Origin of the sequence: Bacillus sp. LM 4-2 (assembly GCF_000978495.1) — a bacterium.
In the GTDB taxonomy this organism is placed as follows: Bacteria; Bacillota; Bacilli; order Bacillales; family Bacillaceae; genus Bacillus; species Bacillus subtilis.
Genome location: NZ_CP011101.1, coordinates 1,648,407 through 1,673,931, shown reverse-complemented (window position 1 = coordinate 1,673,931; position 25,525 = coordinate 1,648,407). Strand labels below are relative to the sequence as shown.

27 protein-coding genes are annotated in these 25,525 nt (G+C 42.2%); all 27 read right to left on the bottom strand.

Annotated elements, in window-relative coordinates:
- Nucleotides 1–13: 13 nt before the first annotated feature.
- The 27 genes from flgD to rimM all read right to left on the bottom strand — a co-directional run bounded on the left by flgD (nucleotide 14) and on the right by rimM (nucleotide 25,524).
- Complete coding sequence (gene flgD, locus bslm_RS08500) at nucleotides 14–436, bottom strand: flagellar hook assembly protein FlgD (protein WP_014479786.1); 423 nt, start codon at nucleotides 434–436, stop codon at nucleotides 14–16.
- Nucleotides 433–1,896: a flagellar hook-length control protein FliK gene (locus bslm_RS08495; protein WP_046381025.1), complete on the bottom strand. Its 1,464-nt coding sequence runs from the start codon at nucleotides 1,894–1,896 to the stop codon at nucleotides 433–435. The genes flgD and bslm_RS08495 overlap by 4 nt, the downstream gene beginning before the upstream one ends.
- 12 nt (nucleotides 1,897–1,908) lie before the next feature.
- A complete protein-coding gene (locus bslm_RS08490; protein ID WP_003231975.1) occupies nucleotides 1,909–2,523 on the bottom strand; it encodes a MotE family protein in 615 nt (204 codons plus the stop codon).
- Between the two features lie 11 nt (nucleotides 2,524–2,534).
- A complete protein-coding gene (gene fliJ, locus bslm_RS08485) occupies nucleotides 2,535–2,978 on the bottom strand; it encodes a flagellar export protein FliJ (RefSeq protein WP_003231977.1) in 444 nt (147 codons plus the stop codon).
- A gap of 2 nt (nucleotides 2,979–2,980) precedes the next feature.
- Nucleotides 2,981–4,297 carry a flagellar protein export ATPase FliI gene (fliI, locus tag bslm_RS08480; RefSeq protein WP_015715886.1) on the bottom strand — a complete coding sequence of 439 codons (1,317 nt, stop codon included), beginning with the start codon at nucleotides 4,295–4,297 and terminating at the stop codon, nucleotides 2,981–2,983.
- Complete coding sequence (gene fliH / locus bslm_RS08475) at nucleotides 4,294–5,046, bottom strand: flagellar assembly protein FliH (RefSeq protein ID WP_038430009.1); 753 nt, start codon at nucleotides 5,044–5,046, stop codon at nucleotides 4,294–4,296. Before fliH ends, fliI begins: the two co-directional genes overlap by 4 nt.
- Nucleotides 5,039–6,055 carry a flagellar motor switch protein FliG gene (gene fliG, locus bslm_RS08470; protein WP_003231981.1) on the bottom strand — a complete coding sequence of 339 codons (1,017 nt, stop codon included), beginning with the start codon at nucleotides 6,053–6,055 and terminating at the stop codon, nucleotides 5,039–5,041. The genes fliH and fliG overlap by 8 nt, the downstream gene beginning before the upstream one ends.
- A 12-nt stretch (nucleotides 6,056–6,067) precedes the next feature.
- Nucleotides 6,068–7,678, bottom strand: coding sequence for a flagellar basal-body MS-ring/collar protein FliF (gene fliF, locus bslm_RS08465; protein ID WP_046381024.1), 1,611 nt, complete (start codon nucleotides 7,676–7,678; stop codon nucleotides 6,068–6,070).
- Nucleotides 7,679–7,723: 45 nt separating this feature from the next.
- Complete coding sequence (fliE, locus tag bslm_RS08460) at nucleotides 7,724–8,044, bottom strand: flagellar hook-basal body complex protein FliE (protein WP_003238544.1); 321 nt, start codon at nucleotides 8,042–8,044, stop codon at nucleotides 7,724–7,726.
- 10 nt (nucleotides 8,045–8,054) lie between these two features.
- Nucleotides 8,055–8,507 carry a flagellar basal body rod protein FlgC gene (gene flgC, locus bslm_RS08455; RefSeq protein ID WP_003245521.1) on the bottom strand — a complete coding sequence of 151 codons (453 nt, stop codon included), beginning with the start codon at nucleotides 8,505–8,507 and terminating at the stop codon, nucleotides 8,055–8,057.
- On the bottom strand, nucleotides 8,507–8,896 hold the full coding sequence (gene flgB, locus bslm_RS08450; protein WP_003245656.1) for a flagellar basal body rod protein FlgB: 390 nt from the start codon (nucleotides 8,894–8,896) through the stop codon (nucleotides 8,507–8,509). Before flgB ends, flgC begins: the two co-directional genes overlap by 1 nt.
- 379 nt (nucleotides 8,897–9,275) lie before the next feature.
- Nucleotides 9,276–10,055, bottom strand: a complete 780-nt coding sequence (gene codY / locus bslm_RS08445) for a GTP-sensing pleiotropic transcriptional regulator CodY (RefSeq protein ID WP_003220850.1) — start codon at nucleotides 10,053–10,055, stop codon at nucleotides 9,276–9,278.
- A gap of 39 nt (nucleotides 10,056–10,094) precedes the next feature.
- On the bottom strand, nucleotides 10,095–11,498 hold the full coding sequence (gene hslU, locus bslm_RS08440; protein WP_046381023.1) for an ATP-dependent protease ATPase subunit HslU: 1,404 nt from the start codon (nucleotides 11,496–11,498) through the stop codon (nucleotides 10,095–10,097).
- A 16-nt stretch (nucleotides 11,499–11,514) separates the two neighbouring features.
- On the bottom strand, nucleotides 11,515–12,060 hold the full coding sequence (clpQ, locus tag bslm_RS08435; protein ID WP_003238555.1) for an ATP-dependent protease subunit ClpQ: 546 nt from the start codon (nucleotides 12,058–12,060) through the stop codon (nucleotides 11,515–11,517).
- Between the two features lie 12 nt (nucleotides 12,061–12,072).
- Complete coding sequence (gene xerC, locus bslm_RS08430; RefSeq protein WP_003231988.1) at nucleotides 12,073–12,987, bottom strand: tyrosine recombinase XerC; 915 nt, start codon at nucleotides 12,985–12,987, stop codon at nucleotides 12,073–12,075.
- 67 nt (nucleotides 12,988–13,054) lie between these two features.
- On the bottom strand, nucleotides 13,055–14,362 hold the full coding sequence (gene trmFO / locus bslm_RS08425) for an FADH(2)-oxidizing methylenetetrahydrofolate--tRNA-(uracil(54)-C(5))-methyltransferase TrmFO (RefSeq protein WP_003244725.1): 1,308 nt from the start codon (nucleotides 14,360–14,362) through the stop codon (nucleotides 13,055–13,057).
- A gap of 75 nt (nucleotides 14,363–14,437) precedes the next feature.
- Nucleotides 14,438–16,513: a type I DNA topoisomerase gene (topA, locus tag bslm_RS08420; RefSeq protein ID WP_046381022.1), complete on the bottom strand. Its 2,076-nt coding sequence runs from the start codon at nucleotides 16,511–16,513 to the stop codon at nucleotides 14,438–14,440.
- A 187-nt stretch (nucleotides 16,514–16,700) separates the two neighbouring features.
- Nucleotides 16,701–17,594: a DNA-processing protein DprA gene (gene dprA / locus bslm_RS08415; protein ID WP_014479775.1), complete on the bottom strand. Its 894-nt coding sequence runs from the start codon at nucleotides 17,592–17,594 to the stop codon at nucleotides 16,701–16,703.
- A 60-nt stretch (nucleotides 17,595–17,654) separates the two neighbouring features.
- Nucleotides 17,655–18,557: a succinate--CoA ligase subunit alpha gene (gene sucD / locus bslm_RS08410; protein ID WP_003238566.1), complete on the bottom strand. Its 903-nt coding sequence runs from the start codon at nucleotides 18,555–18,557 to the stop codon at nucleotides 17,655–17,657.
- 28 nt (nucleotides 18,558–18,585) lie between these two features.
- Nucleotides 18,586–19,743: an ADP-forming succinate--CoA ligase subunit beta gene (sucC, locus tag bslm_RS08405; RefSeq protein ID WP_003244732.1), complete on the bottom strand. Its 1,158-nt coding sequence runs from the start codon at nucleotides 19,741–19,743 to the stop codon at nucleotides 18,586–18,588.
- Between the two features lie 172 nt (nucleotides 19,744–19,915).
- The gene (locus tag bslm_RS08400) at nucleotides 19,916–20,197 is read right to left on the bottom strand and encodes a FlhB-like flagellar biosynthesis protein (RefSeq protein ID WP_003232001.1); all 282 of its coding nucleotides are present in this window, start codon (nucleotides 20,195–20,197) and stop codon (nucleotides 19,916–19,918) included.
- The gene (locus bslm_RS08395) at nucleotides 20,194–21,924 is read right to left on the bottom strand and encodes a hypothetical protein (RefSeq protein ID WP_046381021.1); all 1,731 of its coding nucleotides are present in this window, start codon (nucleotides 21,922–21,924) and stop codon (nucleotides 20,194–20,196) included. Before bslm_RS08395 ends, bslm_RS08400 begins: the two co-directional genes overlap by 4 nt.
- Nucleotides 21,925–21,955: 31 nt before the next feature.
- Complete coding sequence (rnhB, locus tag bslm_RS08390) at nucleotides 21,956–22,723, bottom strand: ribonuclease HII (RefSeq protein WP_038828231.1); 768 nt, start codon at nucleotides 22,721–22,723, stop codon at nucleotides 21,956–21,958.
- A gap of 70 nt (nucleotides 22,724–22,793) precedes the next feature.
- Nucleotides 22,794–23,642 carry a ribosome biogenesis GTPase YlqF gene (gene ylqF / locus bslm_RS08385; protein ID WP_046381020.1) on the bottom strand — a complete coding sequence of 283 codons (849 nt, stop codon included), beginning with the start codon at nucleotides 23,640–23,642 and terminating at the stop codon, nucleotides 22,794–22,796.
- A gap of 142 nt (nucleotides 23,643–23,784) precedes the next feature.
- Nucleotides 23,785–24,132 (bottom strand): 50S ribosomal protein L19, encoded by a 348-nt coding sequence (rplS, locus tag bslm_RS08380; RefSeq protein WP_003220825.1) that lies wholly within the window; start codon nucleotides 24,130–24,132, stop codon nucleotides 23,785–23,787.
- A 139-nt stretch (nucleotides 24,133–24,271) separates the two neighbouring features.
- Nucleotides 24,272–25,003: a tRNA (guanosine(37)-N1)-methyltransferase TrmD gene (trmD, locus tag bslm_RS08375; protein WP_046381019.1), complete on the bottom strand. Its 732-nt coding sequence runs from the start codon at nucleotides 25,001–25,003 to the stop codon at nucleotides 24,272–24,274.
- The gene (rimM, locus tag bslm_RS08370) at nucleotides 25,000–25,524 is read right to left on the bottom strand and encodes a ribosome maturation factor RimM (protein ID WP_003232013.1); all 525 of its coding nucleotides are present in this window, start codon (nucleotides 25,522–25,524) and stop codon (nucleotides 25,000–25,002) included. The genes trmD and rimM overlap by 4 nt, the downstream gene beginning before the upstream one ends.
- Nucleotide 25,525: the final 1 nt, after the last annotated feature.

Genomic DNA, 25,525 nt, shown 5'->3' with positions numbered 1-25,525 from the left:
CCCCCAGATGTTTTTATTTAGATGATTGTCCCACAGACATGACATTCGCAGGACTGATCTCGGTCCCATCATCAAGAACGAGATAATAATTTCCTTTAAAATGTTTAACAGAGCTTACTGTGCCTGTTTTATCTGTTGCACTTTTACCATCAGTCCAAGATACTTCTTTTCCCATCCAATCAACATACGTTGTAAACGGATCTTGGTTTTCAACGAATTGAGTCATTGTCGTATTCAGATTCATCATTTGCTCCAAGCTTGAAAAAGTCGCCATCTGGCTGATAAATTCTTTATCGTCAACCGGGTTAAGCGGATCTTGGTTTTGAACTTGAGTCATTAATATTTTTAAAAACTCGTCTTTCCCCAAGCTGCTGTTGTTCGTCGACACAGTGTTCGTTTTTTCAGGCAGTTTATATTCTGAACTTATAGAAGTCATTCTTCTTCCTCCATTTCAACCATCGACACTTCATCGAGCAGATCGCCAAAATCATTTGATTGCTTTTTCTGTCTTTGCTGTCTCTGCCCCTCTTGCTGCTGTTTCTGCTCATCAGCAAGCTGGCCGTATATCGGCTGATCCCCGCTTTGGACCGGAAGAGTAAAACGGTCAATTTGGACGGCCATATTCGGCAATGATTGCTTCAGCTGAGGAAGATGCTGTTCAAGCAATTCTTTTGCTGATTGGCTAGATGCTATGATTTTACTCTGAAACATTCCATTTTCATTTGTCAGCTTGATTGTGACAAATCCTAAATGTTCAGGGTTCAGCCGAATAGTGAAACTTCCCGTCGATCTGCCGAAAGGCGTATATTTCATCTGCTTCCACGCATTAATCACTTGATCAGCCACCGTTTTTGTTTCGGCATTTGGTATATCAGATGACATCTGCTGCAGATCAAGTGTTTGAACTCCTCCTATGCCCCGATACCCCGAAAACAGCATTTGGAGTCCTGATTTACTATCTACAGGCTGAATACTTCCAGAAACATCCGATGCATTTTTGCTGGATGAACTCTGCGAGGGCGGTGTGAGAACACGCTTCCCAAAGTCTTGTGATGATTCGGATGATTTCGATAACAAGAAGGCTTTCAGCTGGCTTTCAGCTAAACTCCATTCTTTGGTCCCTTTTTGAGGAAGCATAGACATTTGATCCATTAAGCTTTGAAAACTTTTCAGCTCTGACGCTGTCATCGAGTAAAGTTTTGAACTTGACTCAGCTTTAGTGAATATTTGCTGTTTAAGATCCTGAATTAGTTGTTGAGATACACCCTTCTTTTCTAATGCAGAAAGGAATTGATCTCCATTTTGGTAAATGGCATGAGCTTCATTGCCATTCCCGCGATCAGTCAGCTTATTCCCTTCTACGAGCTGGCTAATGAACATCTGGATATAGATAAGCTCTTTAGCAGGCTCGGATACTTCATTTTCCTGATTTGATTGCTCTTTATCAGACTTCAGTGCTCCATTAATGTCAGAAGCAGAATCATTGGCACTCAGAGCCGTTTTAGCTTCTGAAAAGATTTTCTCCGTTTCTGTGAGCAATTGATCCGTCCCGCCTGACATTTTTGATTCAACTGCTTGCAAAAGATTTTGCAACATTTGCAGAGCATTCGCATCCAATTGCTTCCCTGTCAGTTTGCTTAATGTTTGCAAAAGATCCGCATTTTGTTTGTCTTGATCTTCAGGACTTGCATTTAGCCATTCACCGATCTTTTTAAGCGCATCTGCTAAAAGCTGATCTTCAGAATTAGGAGTTCCCTTTCCTTGTTCTGAAAGTTCCTTCAATCCAGCCTCAGACATAAGCCAGTTTTGAAAAACTCCCTGGCTACTTTTCATGTTTTTAGCGGCAGAACCCGTTGTGGTTTGCAGCAAAGGTCCGGCTAATTCAAGCAGCTTCACCTTTCATTCCCCCTATTCTTGGCTGGCAGCAATTTTTTCTGTATAGGTTGCTGCTTGCTCAGGAGTCATTTTCGCCAATATGTCAGCAAGCTGCTTTTTGCTTAGGCCATTCAATATTTTCAGTGCTTCTTGCTCCTTTAATTGGGCAATAATTTTAGCAGCCTTTCCGCTGTCCATGCTTTTGTACACACTAATCACTTTGTCATTTTCAGAAGAAGCTTTCGAGTCTGCTGATCCTTCAGTATGATCTTCTGATGACTTTTTTTGATCCTCAGCCGTCTTTTCAAGTGAACGGATCTTTTGATTGAGCCTATCGATTTCTGATTTACTTGTTTCTAAATCTTTATTCAATATACTGATTTCACTTTTTTGATCCTTAATGGTCTTTTCCAGAGCTGCCGTATTACTGCTATCCTTACTTGATGCTGCGCCTTTTTTATTTTCGGTTTCAGGGACCAATTCTTTAAGAACCGGCGTTTTTGCCGCAGCATCCTGTATCGGCTTTAAGACATTGATACCAGCAGCCCAAAGAACAATCCCCCCTGCGATTAATAGAAACATCAGCGGGAGGATAATGATAAGCAAAACCGAACGGAACTTACCTGATTCTTTCTTTTTGCCGGACATTACATTCGCTCCTAATGGCCTTGAATCATAAACTGCTTAATCGAAATATCGTCCATTTCTTTCATTTCTGCAGCTTTATCTTCAAGAGCAAACATTTTAAACTGTTTTTCACGCATTTTTTCAAACTTTTTCACTTCAATGTTTTTCTCTGTCAAAATTTCTTGTTTTTGATTCATTTGATTTCTTTTCATAATGACAAGCTTTTGATAGTGATAGATCGTATTATCAAGATTTGAGACAAATTGTTGGTAGTGCCTCATTTCTTGTACACTCATGCCGCTTTTTAATTTCTTTTCCTTATTTTGTTCCAGCAATTCCTTTTTGCTCATATTCTCATATAATTTTTCAGCAACGTTTTCAAATTCAGAAACTGATTGCTGATATTCGGATAAGGATTGGTCTTTTTCATTTTCTTTTAGTTCCAGCAGCTTTTGGAATCTAAATTGATAAGCCACGTTTATTCCTCATTTCCTGTCAAACTAGTTAATGCAGCAATGCTTTCTTCCAATAAAGCCGGTTCGTCTGTTCCCTGCTTTAAAAATTGAATAAGCTGCGGATAAAATTGTATCGCTTCATCAATTTCTCTGGATGATCCTCTTTTGTAAGCTCCGATATTAATGAGATCTTCCGAATTTTGATATGTCGATAAAAGTTCACGGAATTTATTTGCCGCATCCAGATGCTGTTTTGTTGAAATGTTTGACATCACCCTGCTGATGCTTTTTAGTACGTTAACTGCAGGAAACTGGCCTTTATTGGCAAGCGCCCTGTCCAACACAATATGTCCGTCTAAAATTCCGCGTACGGTATCGGCAATCGGCTCATTCATGTCATCCCCATCTACCAACACTGTATAAAATGCCGTAATGGTTCCATGCTCGTTTGCACCTGTTCGTTCTAGTAAACGAGGTAAAATAGCGAACACTGAAGGTGTATAACCTTTTGTCGTCGGAGGCTCTCCTGCAGCCAGTCCAATCTCTCGCTGCGCCATTGCCACCCTTGTAACAGAATCCATCATAAACATGACGTTTTGGCCTTTATCTCGGAAATACTCGGCAATTGCAGTCGCTGTATATGCCGCTTTCAATCTCATTAATGCTGGCTGGTCTGAGGTGGCAACGACTACAATCGATCGTTTCAGCCCCTCTTTCCCCAGATCTTTTTCAATAAACTCCCGAACCTCTCGTCCGCGTTCTCCGACAAGTGCAATGACGTTTAAGTCAGCCTCTGTCTGCTTGGCGATCATCCCCATTAAGGTGCTTTTTCCGACACCGCTTCCTGCAAAAATTCCAATCCGCTGGCCTTTACCGACTGTCAGCAAGCTGTCAATTGATCTGACTCCAACACCCATCTTTTCACGGATAGGCGGCCGTTTCATCGGGTTGGGCGGTGATTGCTCCGTTGATACAGGCGAAAGCCCTTTAGGCAGAAGTTTTCCGTCAAGCGGTTCTCCAAAAGCATCGATGACTTGTCCGATCAGTCCGGTCCCAACTTTAACCCGAAGTGATTCCCCAGTAGCTTCTACAATGCTGCCAGGTGCAATGCTCGCAGCCTCTAAATAAGGCATAAGCAAAATATTTTCTTCCTGGAAGCCGACTACCTCAGCTTTAATGACTTTCCCAGATTGTCCTTTTGCATAAATCAGGCACACGTCGCCAATTGAGCTTGCTGGCCCTTTTGATTCAATCATCAGGCCGATTACCCGCTTGACTTTTCCGTACCGTTTATACGAGTCTGTCATTTCTATACAATCTATCAGACTCTGTGTCTTCATTCAGCTGCACCTGCTTCCAGCGCTGTCAGAAGTTTATCTTTCAATTGCATCAATTGTGTGTCAACACTCGCATCTACCCTGCCAAAAGGAGTTTCAATATAACAGGTTCCTTTTTGAGCTTTTTCATCAGCATATATGCCAAGCCGGCATTCTTTATAAAGAAGCTGCTGGATTTCATCTTTTTGCTGAAAGATTGTCTCATAGTAATATGGATCAACATAAATTGATATATCGTCATATTCCTTCACTTCGTTTATAACCTGTTGTACAAGCAGGAGGAAAGCCTCTTTATCATCAGACTTTTGCTGCCAAACTTTTTTTGCTAGGGCAACGGCAAGCTCAACGATTTCTTCATTAGCGTCTTCAAGCTTGTCCTCAACAGCTTTTCTGGACATTTCAGTTATACTGTTTGCTTGGCCGATTAGTTCTGCATACTGTTTCATTGCCTCAGCTTTGCCCAGCGCTACTCCTTGTTCAAAGCCCTCGGCTTTTACTTCTTCAATAAGCTTCTGTTTTTCAGCCGCCCAATCGTTTTTCTCCTGTTCAATTTGACGGCGAATATTTTCTATATGACTGTTTGCCTGCTCAGAAATCCGATCAGCTTCCTCTTTCACTCGGGCCATAAGCGCCTCCGGGTTCTCTTCAGCCTGCAAAAGGTGAGAATGATCAATACGCACCTCTTGTATAGAAAGTTTTCTTTTTTCCTTTTGTGGAGAAATAGATGATTCTTGTTTAATGATATTAGACAATAATATCATCCCCTCCGCCTCTTGCTATCACAATTTCACCGGCTTCTTCAAGCTTTCTGACGATGCTTACAATTCTCGATTGAGCTTCTTCTACATCTTTCAAGCGTACAGGGCCCATAAATTCCATTTCTTCTTTGAAGGTTTCAACCATACGCTGTGACATATTGTTGAATACAATTTCTTTGACTTCCTCGCTTGCAACCTTTAATGAAAGGAGCAAATCGTCGTTCTCAACATCGCGAATGACTCTCTGAATGGCACGGTTATCAAGTGTGACAATATCTTCGAAGACAAACATCCGCTTTTTAATCTCTTCAGCAAGATCGGGATCCTGAATTTCCAATGAATCCAAGATCGTCTTCTCTGTCCCTCTGTCTACCCCGTTTAACACTTCCACAACAGCTTCAATTCCGCCTGTTTGTGTATAATCCTGAGTAAATGCAGAAGATAATTTTTGTTCCAGAATCCGTTCTACCTCATTAATTATTTCTGGAGACGTTCTATCCATGACCGCGATTCTTCTCGCAACCTCAGCCTGTACTTCAGGATTCAGCTCGGATAAAATTTGCCCGGCCTGCACTGGATCTAAATAAGACAAGATTAACGCCATCGTCTGCGGATGCTCTTGCTGGATAAAATTCAAAATTTGTTCAGGCTCCGCTTTTCTGGCAAAATCAAATGGTTTAACCTGCAAAGAAGAAGTCAGCCTGTTTAGAATGTTCTCCGCCTTATCCTCTCCAAGCGCCTTTTCCAGAACTTGTCTTGCATAGCTTAAACCGCCTTGAGAAATATAATCTTGCGCAATGGCTATATTATGAAATTCTTCTATGATTTCATCCTTTTTTTGATGATCGACGCTTCGAACACCTGATATTTCCAGAGTAAGCCTTTCAATTTCTTCATCGGTTAAGTGCTTATAGACAGAAGCTGACACATCTAACCCCAAGGAAATCATGAGAATGGCTGCTTTTTGTTTTCCTGTAAGCTTATCTTGATCACGTCTCGCCATTTCTAATTCCTCCTAATCCTCGGCCAGCCAGCTTCTCAGCAGTTTTGCAAAATCTTCCGGCTTGTCTTTCGCCATCTTTTCAAGCTGTTTTCGTCTGACTGATTCCGCTGTTTCATTTTCCTCTTCGTTGATATCAGGCAAATTGATTGGTTCTTGAGGAACCTCATACTCATATTCCTCAAATTCATCCTCTTGCGCCCGTTTCTTTCTGATAAGCATAATGATCAGAACAATGATCGCTGCGATTAAAACACCGCCTACAATATATGCCCACAGCGGGATACCTGAGGATTTTTCCGTATTTGTATCCAAATTGACTTTTCCGTCGAATGGCTGTACGGAGACAACAATCTTATTATTGATATCAGCATCAGATAAATTCTGGTTTTGCGTTTCATCTTTATCCAAAGATGTTCTGACTACAGTTGAAAGGATTTTTTGTATATCATCTTGTCTTTCAGTTGATAGCGACGCTGTGTTTTTGGCATCAGGCGGCTCTACCATTACTTGAATCCCTAAATCTCTGACCTTATAAGGACTTTCAGCGATTTCTTTATGAATTCGGTTAACCTCGTAATTGATTTTGTTGCTGTTTTTTTCATAGTTCCCGCTTTCGATATTTTCACCGTCAGCCTTATAATTTGTTACATCTTCCTCGCCGGTTCCGGCAGTTCCGCCGTTGGCTGCACCGTCGCCCTGATATGTTTCAGATACCTTTTCAGCGCTGACTGCAATGCCTTCCATGTTTTCTTTATCCACAGGTTCGACAATGTCTTCTGTCCGATTTTCTTTTGTGAAATCAATGTCTGCTGTAACGGAGACAACGACTTTATCTTGGCCCATCATCGTACCAAGAAGTGACTGTACATGTTTTTGAATGTCTTTTTCAACTTGAGACTTAATTCCTTGCTGAGAAGAATAACTATCCGCGTAGGACCCTGCATCGCTGTCTGATTTGTCGTAGTATGTAGAATTTTGGTCCATGATGACGATGTTATCTTCTTTTAGGTTTGGCACGCTTTTAGATACCAGATGATATAATCCGTTGATTTGGCTTTGATCAAGTGTATAACCCGGTTGAATTTGCAAAACGATTGATGCAGATGCTGCAGATTGCTCCTCACCGACAAACACAGCGTCTTTCGGGAGATTAATCATTACTTTTGAATTTTTAATACCGTCCATTTCATTGATCAAGTTTGACAGTTCTGTCTGGGTAGCTTTCACTTTCACCATATCAAACTCATTGTCTGTCAAACCAAAGCCGGCATTCTGTCCAAAAAACGAATAATCAATTGATCCCGTTTTAGGAAGTCCTTCTGCAGCCATCTGCACTTTCAAAGAATCAACCTGATCCTCCGGAACACTAATCACTGTACCGCCATTCGAAAGTTCGTTTGGCACTTTTTTTGCATCCAATTCTTCTTTGATTTGTCCTGCTTCTTCGGCAGACAAATCTTTGTACAGCGGCGCCATTTTAGAATTTGAAGCAAAAACACTAATAATAATTCCAATAATAATAATTGCCGCTAAAGCACTAACCATTAAAATCTTTTGTAATTTAGATCTATTTTTCCAAAACTCACTCGTTTTGTTTTTCATTTGCATTAGAGTACGATTCATGTTAACCCCCGGTCATTCCACTCTTTCTCTAAATCGTCAGACCCCCTACATTTGCATTCTCATAATCTCCTGATAAGCTTCCACAGCTTTATTGCGGAACTCTGTTGCTGCAGTTAGAGAGATGCTGGCTTTTTGAGCAGCGATCATGACCTCATCAAGATTTACATCTTTTCCTGCAGCCAAGGCATTAGTCATGTTGTCAGAAGCTACTTGGGACTCATTTAACGAACTAATAGAGTTTTTTAAAAGCTCCGAAAAGCTTGTTTGATTTGAAGAATCTGTTTTTTGGCTATTGTTTACTTGATTTGTTGCATTTTGAGTGTTTTGAGTATTTTGAACCTGAAAAGGAGAAATTGCATTAATCACATTCATTCACCTACTTTCCGATTTCTAACGCCTTCATCAGCATTCCCTTTGTGGCATTCATCGCCGTGACATTCGCCTCGTATGATCTGGTGCTGCTGACAAGATCAACCATTTCCTTTAATGGATCAACATTAGGCTTTTGTACATATCCTTCAGCGTTTGCATCAGGGTCTGTCGGATCATAGACAAGATTAAAATCCGAATCATCCTCCGTAATTTTTGAAACCTTCACACCGTTTCCAGCATTCCCGCTTCCGCTCATTTGAGAATTGAGAATGGAAGAGAACGATTCACCTTTTGACTGAAGGGAGACCATTTTTCTTCTGTAAGGCACCCACTCTCCATTCACCTGCTTAGCTCTTGTCGTATCCATATTTGCTAAGTTAGATGATACAACGTCCATTCTGACTCGCTGAGCTGTTAAAGCCGATGCTGAAACATTTAAGCTATGAAAAGCTGTCATCATTTTCCTCCTGTTAATACGGTCTTCAGCGAATTAAATTTACCGTTCATTCTTTCAACCAAAGCTTGATAGTTGATTTGATTTTGCGCCAATTCTGTCATCTCTTTGTCAACATCAACATTGTTTCCGTTTTGCTGATACGATGTATCTCCGCTCGCAACAATTGAATAATTCGAATCAGTATCAGAAAAATCAACATGACGATAGTCTGTTTTTATCGCTTCAAGACGCGAGGATTCTTGATCTAATAAATTTTGGAAAGAGACTTTTTTCGCCTTATAGTTCGGTGTATCTATATTGGCGATATTATTAGTTATGACTTTTTGCTTAATATCCGCTCTGCTCAAGGCATTTTCAAGATTTTGTATCGTTCCAGAAAATAAGCTCAAATCCACTTACCTCCATTTCAGTTTTTTTCACCCTCAATATCCTTGTCGAGAATTGTAAAACTATATGCTTATTGTAAGAAATAACAGGCATAAAGTCTATGAAGTTCGTGTGAAAAAATGTCCTCACAATTATCTATTTTGCAACTAGGTATAAAGTCCTAGATTGTTAGAACTACATTTCTCGCCTTGATATAAGCCTGAAAATAGCAGAATTTCTGTTTTTTCTCCTTTCTTTTCGGCATTTTTGAAACTTTTTGAAGAAAAATGCAAAATTTATTAAAATTATTACATAGAAAGACTTTCAACCCAGGAAATAAAGCTTATTGATTTCCTTTATTTGAAATAAAAAAAGAACCCTCAAAAAGGGTTCTTTTTGTGATTAATGAGATTTTAGATTTTCTAATTCAATTAGGAATTTGTTGTTAAGTACCTTGATATAAGTACCTTTCATTCCTAATGATCTAGACTCGATAACACCGGCGCTCTCCAGCTTTCTGAGTGCGTTCACAATAACAGAACGGGTAATGCCGACACGGTCAGCAATTTTACTTGCAACAAGAAGACCTTCGTTTCCGTCAAGCTCCTCAAAAATGTGCTCAATTGCTTCAAGCTCACTGTAAGAAAGCGAGCTGATAGCCATTTGTACGACAGCTTTGCTTCTTGCTTCCTCTTCAATTTCTTCTGCTTTTTCTCTTAGGATTTCCATTCCGACAACTGTTGCGCCGTATTCAGCTAGAATTAAGTCATCGTCATTGAATTGATCTTGTAAACGTGAAAGAATAAGTGTTCCTAATCTTTCCCCGCCTCCGATGATCGGCACAATTGTTGTTAAACCAGCTTGGAACAGGTCTCTGTTCTCAACAGGGAAAGCAGTATATTCACTATTAATATCCAAGTTAGAAGATGTTTCAGGGACATTAAACAGATTTTTCGTATATTCTTCAGGGAATTGACGATCCTCAAGCATTTTTTTCATACGATCATTTTCAATTTGCTGGTTAATAGAATACCCAAGGAGTTTCCCTCTGCGGCTTACAACGAAAATATTGGAATCAATTACATCCCGCAGCGTCTCCGCCATTTCCTTGAAGTTTACCGGTTTCCCTGCCGCAGCTTGCAGCATGGAGTTAATAATTCTTGTTTTTTGTAATAAAGCCATGATAAATAATCCTCCTAAACATTCCTCATATTAAATTTTTCACAATATAAATTGACTTAAATCTTTGTTTTTGGCTATCGTTCCGAGCTTTTCTTCGACATACTGTGGTGTAATCGTTATTTTCTCCATCGTTACATCTGGAGCTTCAAACGACAAATCTTCTAATAGGCGTTCAAGTATTGTATGAAGGCGTCTCGCACCGATATTATCTGTGTCCTGGTTCACATGATAAGCAACTTCAGCAATCTTATGAATAGCTTCGTCAGAAAATTCAAGAGATATACCTTCTGTCTGCAATAATGCCTGATATTGTTTCAGCAGCGCATTATCCGGCTCAACCAAAATTCTCACGAAGTCGTCTACCGTGAGTTTGTTCAGTTCTACACGAATCGGGAAACGCCCCTGCAGCTCAGGAATCAAATCAGACGGTTTGGCCATATGAAACGCTCCTGCTGCAATAAATAATACATGGTCTGTTTTTACAGAACCATATTTTGTGACAACGGTTGAACCCTCAACAATCGGCAAGATATCCCGCTGAACGCCTTCTCTTGAAACATCGGCAGAAGAAGATGCACCGCCGTTCTTTGCGATTTTATCAATCTCATCAATAAAGATAATCCCGCTCTCTTCTGCTCTCTGAACAGCTTCCTGGCCGACTTCATCCATATCGATGAGTTTGCTTGCTTCTTCATTCGTCAGGACTTTTCTGGCTTCTCTGACTGTCATTTTGCGTCGCTTCTTTTTCTTTGGCATTAATCCGCTCAGCGCATCCTGCATGTTCATACCCATCTGCTCCATACCCGAGCCCTGCAGCATGTCAAACATAGAAGGCTGCTGTTCTTCGACTTCTACTGTTACATAGTAGTCTTCGAGCTCTCCTAAAGCCAGCTGATGTGCCATTCGTTTTCTTTTTTCTTCGATGTTTGCTTCTTCCTGGCTCTCCGCCTCATCTTCACCATTCGGCTGGCTGCCTCCAAAAAACATTTCAAACGGATTTTTAACGCCAGATTGTTTTTTCTTCCCGGGAACTAACAGACGAACAATGCGTTTGTTTGCATTTTCTTCTGCCTGTTCCTTTACTTCATTCATTTTCTCTTCTTTGATAAGCCGAACAGAAGTCTCCACAAGATCTCTGACCATTGATTCAACATCTCTGCCTACATAGCCGACTTCGGTAAATTTAGTAGCTTCAATTTTGATAAATGGCGCACCTGCAAGCTTAGCGATTCGTCTGGCAATTTCAGTTTTCCCGACGCCGGTAGGACCCATCATTAAAATGTTTTTCGGAACGACCTCGTCCTTCAGCTTTTCATCCAGAAGACTTCTTCTATAGCGGTTTCTTAATGCCACGGCGACAGCTTTTTTCGCATTTTGCTGACCGACAATATATTGGTCTAACCGATCTACAATCTGTCTAGGAGTTAACGGTTTTTTTTCCATGCGCCTCAAGTCCTTTCTATTCAAGCTCTTCCAGTATGATTTGATCGTTCGTGTAAACACAAATTTCGCCTGCTGTTTCTAACGCGGCTCTGGCAATCTCACTTGCAGACATGCTTTCCCCGGCATGCTTTTTCAGTGCTCTTCCCGCTGCCAAAGCGTAATTGCCTCCTGATCCAATCGCGAGAATGCCGTCATCTGGTTCGATCACCTCGCCTGTTCCCGATACGAGAAGCAAAGTATCCTGATTCATAACAATCAGCATGGCTTCGAGCTTTCTTAGCACTTTATCACTGCGCCATTCCTTCGCAAGCTCAACAGCCGCCCGTTTTAAGTTGCCGTTATATTCTTCAAGCTTAGCCTCAAACTTTTCGAATAAAGTGAAAGCGTCTGCAACAGATCCCGCAAAGCCAGCAAGAACTTTGCCGTTAAACAGTTTTCTCACTTTCCGTGCCGTGTGTTTCATGACAACAGCCTGACCAAATGTTACTTGGCCGTCTCCGGACATAGCGCTTCGTCCTTTATGCTGTACGGCAAATATTGTGGTCGCATGAAAAGATGACATAAAGGGCCTCCTTTAATTTTTCTTAAATGCTCTTGGATGGTGAGACATATATGTGTTTCTCAACATTTCCTTCGAAACGTGCGTGTATATCTGTGTAGAAGACAGATTGGAATGCCCGAGCAGTTCTTGAACGCTTCTCAAATCCGCTCCTTCATTTAACAGATGCGTGGCGAACGTATGTCGAAGCATATGCGGATGGATATGTAAAGTGCTTGACGCTTTTTGAACAAGCCCGCTTAAAATATGTCTGATGCCACGGGCTGTAAGCGGTCCGCCTCTTTGATTTACGAATAATAGATCATGAGGTTCTTTTGCCTTCATCAGCAAGCACTGTCTTCCGCTATTCATGTATACCTTCAACGCTTCGCGGGCATAAGACCCAAAGGGGATATAGCGCTGCTTCTTGCCTTTACCGTGAACAAGCACAGTGTCCATAAATAAATCAACGTCGTTAATAGTTATGGAACAGCATTCACTGACCCTCATTCCGGTGGCATAGAGCAGCTCTAACAGCGCTTGATCCCTCATTCCGGCCGGCTGGCTTATATCTGAAACTTCAAACAGCTCCTCAAGCTCTTTTTGATATAGAAACTTCGGTATCCGTTTCTCCTGTTTTGGCAGATGAACAAGCTGAAACGGATTTTCTTCAATAAGCTTTTCCCGCATCAGAAACTTATAAAAGCTTCTTAATGCAGATATCTTTTTGCTTATTGTTCTTCTCGATAAACCTTTTTCATAGGCTTCTGTCAAAAAAATCCTAGTATCTTGATATGCAGCTTCTTCAAATCCATTTATACCTTGAACGCGCAGGAAAGTCTCGAATTCTTCAATTGAATCCACATAATTCACAATAGTATATTGTGAATAATTTTTTTCAATTTGTAAATATTCAACGAATAACTTTACGAAATTCTTAACATTCTCCATGCCTAATACCTCCCCAGGAAGGGCTTTTAAATGGTATCACAAATCGCGCTCAGGTTGCAATCAATACCTATATTGTTTTCGAAATTGTTTGAATTGTTTCAATCGCACGGTTCGCGTATTGTTCATTTCGTTCTTTTTTATTTTTAATTTTAACTGGCAATTCTTTTAAAAGCCCAAAGTTTGCATTCATCGGCTGGAAGTTCTTCTGGTTTGTTGTTGTAATATAATGTGCCATACTGCCAATTGCTGTTTCCTGAGGGAAGATCACAAGCTCTTCTCCCAATACAAGCTTCGCCGCATTAATGCCTGCTACAAGTCCTGAGGCAGCTGATTCCACATATCCTTCTACTCCCGTCATTTGGCCTGCAAAGAACAGATCACTGCGGTTTTTAAATTGATAAGTCGGCTTTAACAGGCTAGGAGAGTTAATAAATGTATTTCTGTGCATCACGCCATATCTGACGATTTCTACATTTTCAAGCCCTGGAATCAACTTGAGGACTTCCTTTTGATCTCCCCATTTTAAATGAGTCTGGAATCCTACAATATTATAAAGTGTTCCCGCAGCATCATCCTGTCTGAGCTGAACGACGGCATAAGGGCGTTTTCCTGTAACAGGATGCTCTAGACCAACTGGTTTCATCGGACCGAAAAGCATTGTTTTCTTACCCCGTTTTGCCATGACTTCAATCGGCATGCAGCCTTCAAAGAAAATCTCTTTTTCAAATTCTTTTAACGGCACTGTTTCTGCTGATGTTAATGCTTCATGAAAACGGTCAAACTCTTCTTCTGTCATCGGGCAGTTCAAATATGCTGCTTCACCTTTATCATAACGGGATTTCAGGTACACTTTATCCATATCAAGGCTGTCTTTTTCTACAATTGGCGCCGCTGCGTCATAAAAATATAAATAGTCCTCTCCAGTCAGCTCCTTCAGCTGGGCAGACAGCGATTCAGATGTTAACGGACCCGTTGCGATGATAGTAGGGCCTTCAGGAATTTCAGTCACTTCTTCATTAATAACGGTTACGTTTGGATGATTTTTCACCCGATTTGTCACACTTGCGGCAAATTCATGACGGTCTACTGCAAGAGCGCCCCCGGCAGGCACCGAACATTCGTCAGCCGCAGCGATAATGGCTGAATCAAGCGCACGCATTTCTTCCTTTAATACACCGACAGCGTTAGCAAGTGTATTAGAGCGAAGAGAGTTGCTGCAGACAAGTTCAGCAAATTTATCTGTATGGTGCGCAGGCGTTTGTTTAACTGGCCGCATTTCATACAATTTGACTTGAATCCCACGTTTGGCAAGCTGCCATGCTGCTTCACTTCCTGCGAGTCCGGCTCCGATTACATTCACTGTTTGTTGGTTCATCTTTCACATCTCCTAGTTTATTATTCAAGGCCTTCTTTTAACACACAAAGAAGGTGAGCAAGACCCTGCTCACCGCTACTTCTGTGGTTCTTCCTTATAATCGCATTCCACGCATTGGACTTGTATGCCTTTTTTGAGTTTTTTCTCGACGAGCATTTTTCCGCATTTCGGGCATTTTCGTTCAATTGGTTTGTCCCATGATACGAATTCACAGTCCGGATAACGGTCACAGCCGTAAAACACCCGTTTCTTTTTCGATTTTCGCTCAACAATGTTTCCTTCTCCGCAGCTCGGGCACTTCACACCGATTTGTTTCACAATCGGTTTCGTGTTCCGGCAGTCAGGGAAGTTGGAGCAAGCTAAGAATTTACCGTACCGTCCCATTTTATATACCATTGGAGAACTGCACAATTCACAATCCTCTCCAGCATACTCTGGTTCAATCTCAACTTCCTTCATTTCCGATTCGGCTTTTTTCACGCGTTTTTCAAAATCGGTGTAGAAATTATCGATAATCTTGACCCATTCGGTATTTCCTTCTTCAACATGATCAAGATCTCTCTCCATTTTAGCTGTAAACTCAACGTTAATGATCTCAGGGAAAAACTCCATGATCAAGTCAAGAACGATCTGACCTAATTCAGTCGGAACGAAACGTTTATTATCCAATGCCACGTAGCCGCGCCGCTGAATAGTATCAAGTGTCGGAGCATATGTGGATGGACGGCCGATACCGCGTTCTTCAAGGGTTTTAACAAGCCGGGCCTCAGTATATCGCGGAGGCGGCTGGGTAAAATGCTGCTCAGGTTCTATATCTTTTGATAATACCGTGTCGCCTTCTTGCAAGTCAGGCAGCATCCGGTCTTTTTCTTCCATTTGATCGTCTTTTCCTTCAACATACACCTTCATAAACCCGGAAAACTTGACTTTACTTCCATTTGCACGAAATGTCAAACCGTTGTTTGTCAGGTCGACACTCATTGTATCGAGAACAGCCGGTGCCATTTGGCTGGCAACAAAACGCTCCCAAATTAATTTATACAGTCTCATTTGGTCTCTGCCGAGGACTGCTTTTAATTCACTTGGTTTTCTAAGAACTGAAGTCGGCCGAATTGCTTCGTGGGCATCCTGGGCGTTTTCATTCTTTTTCGCAGGCTTCCGTTTTCCGCCTAGGAACTCTTTTCCATAAGTCTGATCAATAAATGCAGCTGCTTCATCAACAGCCGTATTTGAAATACGGGTTGAATCCGTTCTCATATACGTGATCAGACCAACCGTTCCTTCTCTTCCTAAATCAATTCCTTCATATAATTGCTGTGCAATCATCATCGTTTTCTTCGCTCTGAAATTGAGCTTGCGAGCCGCTTCCTGCTGCAGGGTAGAAGTGGTAAAAGGCAAAGCAGGATTACGTTTGCGTTCCTTTTTGGTTACTTTTTCAACTGTATATTGATTCCCTTTGAGCTGAGAAAGAATCTCTTTTACATCAGCTTCACTATTTAAAGGAAGTTTTTTGCCGTTTTTCCCGAAAAAGCTCGCTTCAAAGGTTTCTTGACCTTTTAAGAACGTACCGTCAATTGTCCAATATTCCTCAGGCTTAAAGTCGTTAATCCCTTTTTCACGGTCAATAATCAAACGGAGGGCAACGGATTGCACGCGTCCTGCGCTAAGCCCTTTTTTGACTTTTTTCCATAAGATTGGACTGATTTTATATCCGACAAGCCTGTCTAAAATACGTCTCGCTTGCTGTGCATCCACTAAATCCATATTGATCATGCGGGGATGCTTAAACGATTCCTTAATAGCGTCTTTTGTAATTTCGTTAAACACCACACGGCAGTCTGAGTTGAGATCTAAATCAAGACTGTGTGCCAAATGCCATGCAATCGCTTCCCCTTCTCTGTCGGGGTCGGCTGCAAGATACACTTTTTTGGCTTTTTTCGCAGCCGTTTTCAGCTCTTTTAATACCGGGCCTTTACCTCGAATGGTAATATATTTCGGTTCAAAATTCTGTTCTATGTCAACTCCCATTTGACTTTTTGGAAGATCCCGGACATGTCCCATTGATGCTTTTACTTTATATTTTTTACCTAAGTAACGTTCAATCGTTTTCGCCTTAGCGGGCGATTCCACGATGACTAGATAATCAGACATTTTCATCCCCCTCAAGAGGTGTTCTCTCTCTTTTCAAGATATTTCAATTTTATTTTTGCAGCTGTCTTTATTTGGCTTTCAACATTTCATTCTTTATCATGAACGTCATTAATTAAATAGAAAACAATATGCAACTTTAAATCCTCACTATTATTAAATATTACAATACCGTTTGTCAAACGATAATTCAAAAGGGTTCCGTATATTGAACGTTTCTCTCAGGAAGTTCCTCGAAAATATCCTCTGCTGACCATATGGCTTTAGCCCCCTGCTGGATCAGTTTTATAGGACCTCCGGCGTAAGGGTCAAACAATGAACCGGGTACGGCAAATACCTCTCTCCCTTGTTCCAATGCTTGATAGGCAGTAATCAGCGAACCGCTTTTTTCTTTGCCCTGAACGACAATAACGCCTTCACTTAGTCCGCTGATAATACGGTTTCTCATAGGGAAATGCCATTTTTGGGGTTTAGTTTCAGGTGGGTGCTCTGACAGCAGGATATGGTGTTTAGCCATGTGATCTGCTAACTGAAGGTTTTCTCGGGGATAAATGTGTTGAAATCCGCCTGCAATGACGCCAATTGTCCGTCCCTTCGCCTTAATACTTGCAGCATGGGACATTCCGTCTATCCCAGACGCCAGTCCGCTGACAATCACCCAACCTTTACGACAGATCTCTTTTGTAAGATGATTGACAACTTGTTTCCCATAAGCTGTTGGATTTCTTGTCCCTACAATTCCAATTTTTCTCCCTTTCGAAAGAAGAGTCATATCACCTTTTGCAAACAGTACGGCAGGGGGATCATAAATGCTTTTAAGCCAGAAAGGATATTGCTTTGAAGAAATAGGGATGGTGTTAATGCCTTGCTCACGATAAGCAGCAAGTACACGCGGGAGCTTTGGATAAAATTGTTCTATTTCGTTTTTTAATGCAGCTGCTTTTATTTGATCACGAGTAACCGTTTGTAACACGGGTGATGTCAGCGACATAGACGGATCGGCTTTCCACCATTTTAATAGAAGGGATGGGGATAATAATTGATTGATTCTGCAAATCGTTAGGCAGGCAGCGGCCTGATCCAATAGATTGACCTCCTTTTGTTAGAAAAAGCAGGAACAGCCTTGACGGCTGTCCCTTTTTTATTAATGCGTTTTACAAGTTTCGAACAAGTTCTTCTCTTTCAGCACCTTGATTAAGGTTTCACCCATGACAGAAGGTGTCTCTGCAACTTCGATTCCGCATGCATTAAGGGTTTTGATTTTTTCATCAGCTGTCCCTTTTCCGCCGGAAATAATGGCGCCTGCATGCCCCATGCGCTTCCCAGGAGGTGCTGTTTTACCGCCGATAAAACCGACTACCGGTTTTGTCATGTTGGCTTTTACCCACTCTGCCGCTTCCTCTTCGGCAGTACCGCCGATTTCGCCAATCATGATGACTGCGTGTGTGTCAGGATCTTCGTTAAACGCTTTTAAAACGTCAATAAAGTTTGTTCCATTTACAGGGTCGCCACCGATTCCAACAGCTGTAGATTGCCCTACACCCGCTTCTGAGAGCTGGTGCACCGCTTCGTATGTTAATGTTCCTGAACGTGATACAACGCCTACATGACCCTTTTTATGGATGTATCCGGGCATAATGCCGATTTTACATTCTTCAGGCGTAATGACACCAGGACAGTTCGGCCCTATCAGTCTCGTTTTCTTGCCTTCCATGAAGCGTTTGACCTTCACCATATCCAAAACCGGGATATGTTCTGTGATACAAATCACGAGATCAAGCTCCGCATCTACCGCTTCCATAATCGCATCAGCTGCAAACGGTGCGGGCACATATATAACAGACGCGTTAGCGCCGGTTGTTTGAACTGCTTCAGCCACTGTATTAAATACAGGAACACCTTCCGCTTCTGTTCCGCCTTTTCCAGGTGTTACACCGCCAACGATATTTGTGCCGTATTCAAGCATCTGCTTCGTATGAAATAAAGCGGTAGAACCTGTAATCCCTTGCACAATAACTCTTGTATCTTTATTAATGAAAACACTCATTATTTGGTCCCCTGCCTTTCATTCTTTCTTAAACTAAGGATACGATTTTCTGCGCGCCGTCAGCCATTGATTCCGCAGATGTAATGTTTAATCCTGATTCACTAAGGATTTTCTTCCCTAGATCCACGTTTGTGCCTTCAAGACGGACGACAAGCGGCAATGTCAAACCAACTTGTCTAGTCGCTTCAACAACCCCTTCTGCGATGACATCACATTTCATAATGCCGCCGAAAATGTTGACAAAAATCCCTTTAACGTTTTGATCAGAAAGAATGATTTTAAATGCTTCCGTGACTTTTTCAGCGGTTGCACCGCCGCCCACATCAAGGAAGTTGGCCGGTTCTCCTCCATAATGCTTGATAATATCCATCGTGGACATTGCAAGCCCCGCGCCGTTTACCATACAGCCGATATTTCCATCAAGGGAAATGTAGCTTAGATCATATTTGGACGCTTCAATTTCTTTCGGATCTTCTTCATCCAAATCTCTGTATTCCATAATGTCCTTTTGTCGGTACAACGCATTGCTGTCAAAATTCAATTTTGCATCAAGCGCCATCACATTTCCGTCGCCGGTAACAACAAGCGGATTGATTTCGGCGATTGAGCAATCTTTCTCAACAAACGCTTTATATAGTCCAAGCATAAATTTAGCAGCTTTTCCCACGAGCTCTTTTGGAATATTAATAGCGAATGCAATTTCTCTGGCTTGATAGCCTTGAAGGCCGACAGCCGGATCAATGACAGCTTTTTTGATTTTTTCCGGTGTTTTCTCCGCAACCTCTTCAATTTCCGTTCCGCCTTCTTCAGAAGCCATCAAAACGATTCTTGAAGTGGCGCGGTCAAGCACTAGACCGATGTAATATTCTTTTTTAATATCGCAGCCTTCTTCAATAAGTAAGCGTTTTATTACTTGGCCGTCCGGACCCGTCTGATGTGTAACTAGGGTCTTCCCTAATAGTTCTTCGGCATACGCTTTTACTTCGTCTAATGATTTTGCTATTTTTACCCCACCAGCTTTGCCTCGACCGCCAGCATGAATTTGAGCCTTTACGACATAAACCGAGCTGGATAAGCTCTTTGCACTCTCAACTGCTTCTTCTGCTGTAAAAGCCACTTTACCTTCAGGAACAGATACCCCATATTTTCTGAGGACTTCTTTTCCCTGGTACTCATGGATATTCATTTCCCATCCTCCTAACTTATGTAACAAAACTAAAATAGACTGCGCTTTCATTCTATAATAATACTGGAAGAATTGTCTACAGTTCGATGCAAAATCTTTTAATCCTTCTAAACATTCAAACTTTTACTTTATTAAAAACATAAATTTCAAAGGAGGATGGGGAATATTTTAGCTATTTTTTGTTTTTTACGCTTTCGTCCAATTTGTAAATGAATGAAAAAATCTCGGCTACCGTTTCATAAAGAGCTTCAGGGATTTGATCATCTACCGTCAAATGGCGCATTAATTCGACAAGGGTCCGATCTTCTTGAATCGGGACCCCTGCTTTTTTCGCTTCTTTGATAATGTTGTCAGCTACATGGCCCTTCCCTGTGGCAATCACTCTCGGCGCCTTGTCTTTTTGTTCGTCATAATGGAGAGCAACAGCTTTTCTGATCGGTGTCTGCTCTTTCATATTTTCACATCCACTTCCTGATCACTGATACTTGTTATATATTGATCGATTGAAGCCTTTTCTTCGGTGTGAACCCTTTTTTTAGCGTTTACCCCTGAAAGGCTGTACCCCATTTCCTTTAGCCCCTGTTTAAGCGCGGGCACCATCGGATCGATCGCAGCCTGCAGCTCGAAATCAGTCTCTATTGTAATGGTCATGACTTTTTGTTGTACCAAGCAATCAACGACGGTTTCTTTTAGTGTATCAAGCTGCAGCAAAAACAAAAGGCGGCAATGGGAAGGATCAAGCTTTCCATCCGCTTCTTTCTTTCCTTTAAACAGAACAGTCATGTCCTGAACCCCTGACTTCGAAAACATCGGAAATGACATTACAATTTGGCTGTATGATGGATGGTCCTGCTGCATGAAAAGCTGGCCATTTAATTTATGAAAAAGCTGATCGGCTTCTTGTTTGACTGGTTCGGCTACCTCATGCGATGCTCTTAAGGCAGAAAGAGCCAGCTTGATGGATTGCATTTCGCCAGATGTGACTGCGCTTCCTTGTTCAAACGCTTTAATGAACGCAACCTCGTCCCTTGCGCCGATTGCCGTTTTCACTTTGGATAAGAAAGAAAGAACATCTGCCTTATCCGCCAAATGGGGTGCTGTCTGCTGAACAGCCTTTAAAAAGACTTCGGCTTCCTGGTCTGTGACTTGTGCCGCTTGTAAAACAGCTGAAGCTGCAAGTGACTTACTATCACCCGATGAAGCAGCCGCTTTAATCCAATTTGCTGCTTCTTTCACAATTTGGAGACTGTTTTTTTCAGCAGATTCCGTCAGCTTCACCAGCAGCTGGCGGGCTTCTTTAATTGGAATGTCTGCTGCTGTTTTAACAAGCTCTTCTTGTATGCTTCCCTGTTCTGCTGTGTGATTTGCAATCGGCAGGCTGGCTTTTCCGGGGGAGCCAGCTGGTGTGCTAAGCTCCCTGCTTCCAGCTGTATTCGCCGGAGAAGGTGCTTTCGTATTGTCGGTTAAAGAAATAAGCTTATCAATTAGCCGTTCTGCATGGACATCGATTTCACTATTTAAAAGCACCGTAACTGCTTCCTTTAGCTTTGACATCATTTGGCTCTGCTGAGGGTTTTGGTCGATTGCCTGTAGCAGCTGGGATACGTGCTGATGCAACGGAACAGGCGATTTCACAGCGTGAACACCATTCAAAATCTCGGAGTGAATGGGAAGATCACGCTTTAAAGCGAAGAGAACCGTTTCAACTGCTTTTTTTGTGTCTTGCGAAGGCAGCGTGTCCATCCAGCGGACAGCTGTTTTGATATCATTTTCTGTTACGGGTGTTTTGCTCTTCAGCATCGCTCCTGTCATCATGAGAGCTGCGTTTGACGTCTTCACTGACATGGCATTTAAAAGCTTGCCAGCTGCATCCTGAATGGTTTTAGGATTTTGATCAAAGCTTTGAACGACCTGAAGACGGCCTGTTTGCTCTGCCGTTTTTTTTTCGTAGGAAAACCAATAGTATGCCTGAGGACGAAGCTGGGTTTCAAGTTTTCCCTGAACAGTTTGATTGCCGACTTGGATCAGGGCATGCTGATCTCCTAGTAAACGAAGCACTTTTCCTAAGAGGAGACGCTTCTCCCCGTTTAGCGCTTCGTTTACTTTTGATGTAACCTGCGGGTCGGCTGTACGCCCGAAAAGGTGCTGCAGCGCCTTTTGCACATCATTTCGTATGTTCATTTTAAAAAGGTGCCTCCTTGTCCATGGTGATTTATCTGAAAGATTGAACAGGAGCGAAAGTTTTGCGGTGCAATTCAGTTGGGCCGTATGCAGCGAGAGCTTCCAAATGTTCTTTTGTCCCATAGCCTTTATTTTTTTCAAAGCCGTACATGGGATACGTTTCAGCATAAGCGCTCATCATTCGGTCCCTCGTCACTTTTGCGATACACGCACCTGCCGCAATAGACACGCTTTTGGCATCGCCTTTTATAATTGACGCCTGAGCCGTGTCGAGCGGAAGTGTCATTGCGTCAACAAGCAAATAATCAGGTGTATCCGACAAATCCTGTATCGCTTTCACCATTGCCATTTTTGAAGCTTCATATATATTGATCTCATCAATCACAGTAGCTTCTACAATTCCTATCCCGACCGCCAGTGCTTCCTTCATAATAAGCTCGTAATATTCCTCGCGTTTTTTCTCTGAAAGCTTTTTGGAGTCTGTCAGCCCAAGTATTTCACATTCCTCTGGAAGGATGACTGCGCTGGCGACAACTGGTCCTGCCAATGGTCCCCGGCCGACCTCGTCAACACCTGCAATCAAGCGAAATCCTTTGTTTCTTGCCAGCCTTTCATAGGAAGTCATATTCACCCATTGTTCTTTCAGCGCTTTTTCTTTCGCTTGCTTTTTAAGCCATTGCTCTACAAGCGTTTGAACGCTTTTTCTCGGGTCGTTTTCGCATTGGGCAATAAATGGGTCTCGTGCATCCTTCACTTCCTGCAAACGGTCTTTAATGTCCTTTACGGTTAATGTATTCACTTTCTCTTCTCCCTTACTGTATGTATCGGTTCAGCCAAGAAAAAATAAAGACCCGCATTTCTGCGCGCCTTTACATCGTCGGCTGTTCAAATGACAGCCTGCCGAACTTTTCAGTGCGAATATCGCGAATGATGACTTCAGTCGTCTTATCGTAGTTAATAAGCCCACCGCTCATGAGACAGCCCCGCTTTTCACCTATTGCATCAAACAGCTCAGCAATGTCCTCTGGGATCTCCTCAAGGCCATAACGCTCTTTAAGCCGTTCTGGGTAATGTTCTTCGAGAAAACGAAGACCAAACACGGCCACGTCCTGCAAATTGATAATCGAGTCTTTAATAGCCCCAGTGACTGCAAGTCTCAAACCGACAAGCTCATCCTCAAATTTAGGCCACAAAATCCCCGGTGTATCTAATAGCTCTAATTCTTTCCCAACTTTGACCCACTGTTGAGAAGTCGTAATACCAGGTCTGTCTCCCGTTTTTGCTATGTTTTTCTTTGCAAGCCGGTTGATGAGTGTTGATTTTCCGACGTTTGGAATACCGATAATCAAAGCACGAATCGCTCTCGGCTTCACACCTTTCGCACGCATCCGGTCAAATTTTTCTTGGAGGATCTCTTTTGATGCAGGCACAATTTGATTTAACCCTTGTCCATTTACAGAATTAATAGACAGAGAGCGGATCCCCTGCTTCTCAAAGTGCTCTTTCCACCGCTGTGTAACTGCCGCATCTGCTTTGTCAGCCTTGTTTAACAGCATAATTCGCGGCTTGTTTTTTAGAATATCTTCAATCATTGGGTTTCTTGATGACATTGGAATTCTGGCATCTACCAATTCATATACGATATCGATTAATTTTAATTTTTCGGTTACTTCCCTTCTTGCTTTTGCCATATGGCCCGGGAACCATTGAATTGTCATGTGACACGAACACCGCCTTTATCTTCAGTATGCATGATTCATTGTTGTCCTTTATGTATTTTACGATGCCTGTCCGGCATTTTCAAATTCTGTATAAAAAAAGAGCTTGTTACAGGTAACAAGCTCTTTTCGTTCGTTATCATTATCGTCTGATCTCTTTAATACGAGCCGCTTTTCCGCGAAGTTCACGCAGGTAGTAAAGTTTAGCACGGCGTACTTTACCGTAACGTACAACTTCGATTTTCGCGATTTTTGGTGTGTGTACTGGGAAAGTACGTTCAACGCCAACACCGTAAGAAATCTTACGAACTGTGAACGTTTCGCTGATTCCACCACCACGACGCTTAATCACAACACCTTCAAAGATCTGGATACGCTCACGGTTACCCTCAACAACTTTAACGTGTACACGTAAAGTGTCACCAGGACGGAACGCAGGAAGATCAGTACGAAGCTGTTCTTTTGTGATATCTTCAATTAGTTTTTGCATCGTTTTCAACTCCTTCCAACAGATGCTCTTGGCCACAAAAACCGGCACAGCGGAACATCGTTTTCAAGCTTGCAGCGGATAAGCCCGCTTAAGCCACAAGTAGTATCTTATCACAATTTCATAGCCTATGCAATAAAATCTATTCTTTTTTCCATTCAGAAATCCACTTTCTTTGCTGCTCTGTAAGCGGGTAGTCTTTCAACAGATCCGGACGTCTTAGGTAGGTCCTTCTGATCGATTCTTTATTCCGCCATTCTTCAATTTTTGCATGGTTTCCTGACAAGAGTGTTTCAGGCACTTTTAAACCTTTGTAATCTGCCGGTCTTGTATAATGCGGGTGCTCTAAAAGTCCGGTGCTGAAGGAATCCTCAATATGGGAAGCCTCTTTACCCAGTACACCCGGAAGCAGTCTGACCACACTGTCTGCGATCATCATTGCAGGGAGCTCACCGCCCGTCAGAACAAAGTCGCCAATTGATATTTCATCCGTTACCAAGTGCTCGCGAATGCGTTCATCATAGCCTTCATAGTGGCCGCAAATGAACAGCAAATGCTCTTCCTTAGCTAATTGCTCGGCTTTTTTTTGGGTAAAACGCTCACCTTGCGGACATACGAGGATAATACGCGGAGCAGTGGCTGCCTTTGATGTCAGGTCCTCGACCGCGTCAAAAACAGGCTGAGGCTTGAGAACCATGCCTGCCCCGCCGCCATAAGGATAATCATCAACAGTATTGTGCTTGTTATCAGAGTACTCCCGGAAATTTACGACTTGAAACTGCACCGCATCTTTTTCCTGGGCTTTTTGAAGAATTGATGAGCCGAGCACGCCTTCAAACATTTCGGGAAACAGCGTCAAAAAGTCGATTTTCATTCGTCTATTAACCCTTCCATGAGTTCAATCTCAATTTTCTTTTCCCTGACATCGATATGTTTGACCACTGATTCAATGTAAGGAATGAGTGCGTCTTTTTTTCCTTTTCTTCCGATGACCCAAACGTCATTGGCTCCAGGCGTCAAAATTTCTTTGACCTTTCCGATGAGTTCGCCTTCTTCAGTAAATACTTCACACCCAATAATTTCGTGGAAATAAAATTCACCCTCATTCAGCTCTCCTAATTCTTCTTCAGGAACTTTAATGATTGCGTTTTTCAGCTCTTCTACTTCATTTAGGTTTTGTCTTTCTTTAAACTGCAGGAGATGAAATTGCTTATGCAGTCTATGTGTGTTTACCGTTACCTCCACTGGTTCGTTACGGCCGTCCATAAACAAATACAGCGTGTTTCCCGGCTTGTATCGTTCTTCGGCAAAATCTGTTTTTGAAATCACCCGCACTTCGCCTTTGATTCCGTGGGTATTTACGATTTTGCCTACATTAAACCATCGCTTTGTCATA

Bases quoted from the DNA above. Each gene is read 5' to 3' on its own strand.
- bslm_RS08400 (WP_003232001.1), bottom strand. From the start codon at position 20,197: ATGAAAGAGCAGACACCGATCAGAAAAGCTGTTGCTCTCCATTATGAC.
- ylqF (WP_046381020.1), bottom strand. From the start codon at position 23,642: ATGACAATTCAATGGTTCCCGGGCCATATGGCAAAAGCAAGAAGGGAA.
- flgD (WP_014479786.1), bottom strand. From the start codon at position 436: ATGACTTCTATAAGTTCAGAATATAAACTGCCTGAAAAAACGAACACT.
- sucC (WP_003244732.1), bottom strand. From the start codon at position 19,743: ATGAATATCCATGAGTACCAGGGAAAAGAAGTCCTCAGAAAATATGGG.
- bslm_RS08395 (WP_046381021.1), bottom strand. From the start codon at position 21,924: ATGAACATACGAAATGATGTGCAAAAGGCGCTGCAGCACCTTTTCGGG.
- clpQ (WP_003238555.1), bottom strand. From the start codon at position 12,060: ATGTCATCTTTTCATGCGACCACAATATTTGCCGTACAGCATAAAGGA.
- fliI (WP_015715886.1), bottom strand. From the start codon at position 4,297: ATGAAGACACAGAGTCTGATAGATTGTATAGAAATGACAGACTCGTAT.
- fliF (WP_046381024.1), bottom strand. From the start codon at position 7,678: ATGAATCGTACTCTAATGCAAATGAAAAACAAAACGAGTGAGTTTTGG.
- sucD (WP_003238566.1), bottom strand. From the start codon at position 18,557: ATGAGTGTTTTCATTAATAAAGATACAAGAGTTATTGTGCAAGGGATT.
- hslU (WP_046381023.1), bottom strand. From the start codon at position 11,498: ATGGAAAAAAAACCGTTAACTCCTAGACAGATTGTAGATCGGTTAGAC.
- trmFO (WP_003244725.1), bottom strand. From the start codon at position 14,362: ATGAACCAACAAACAGTGAATGTAATCGGAGCCGGACTCGCAGGAAGT.
- xerC (WP_003231988.1), bottom strand. From the start codon at position 12,987: ATGGAGAATGTTAAGAATTTCGTAAAGTTATTCGTTGAATATTTACAA.
- rimM (WP_003232013.1), bottom strand. From the start codon at position 25,524: ATGACAAAGCGATGGTTTAATGTAGGCAAAATCGTAAATACCCACGGA.
- topA (WP_046381022.1), bottom strand. From the start codon at position 16,513: ATGTCTGATTATCTAGTCATCGTGGAATCGCCCGCTAAGGCGAAAACG.
- trmD (WP_046381019.1), bottom strand. From the start codon at position 25,003: ATGAAAATCGACTTTTTGACGCTGTTTCCCGAAATGTTTGAAGGCGTG.
- flgC (WP_003245521.1), bottom strand. From the start codon at position 8,507: ATGACAGCTTTTCATAGCTTAAATGTTTCAGCATCGGCTTTAACAGCT.
- fliG (WP_003231981.1), bottom strand. From the start codon at position 6,055: ATGGCGAGACGTGATCAAGATAAGCTTACAGGAAAACAAAAAGCAGCC.
- bslm_RS08490 (WP_003231975.1), bottom strand. From the start codon at position 2,523: ATGTCCGGCAAAAAGAAAGAATCAGGTAAGTTCCGTTCGGTTTTGCTT.
- rplS (WP_003220825.1), bottom strand. From the start codon at position 24,132: ATGCAAAAACTAATTGAAGATATCACAAAAGAACAGCTTCGTACTGAT.
- codY (WP_003220850.1), bottom strand. From the start codon at position 10,055: ATGGCTTTATTACAAAAAACAAGAATTATTAACTCCATGCTGCAAGCT.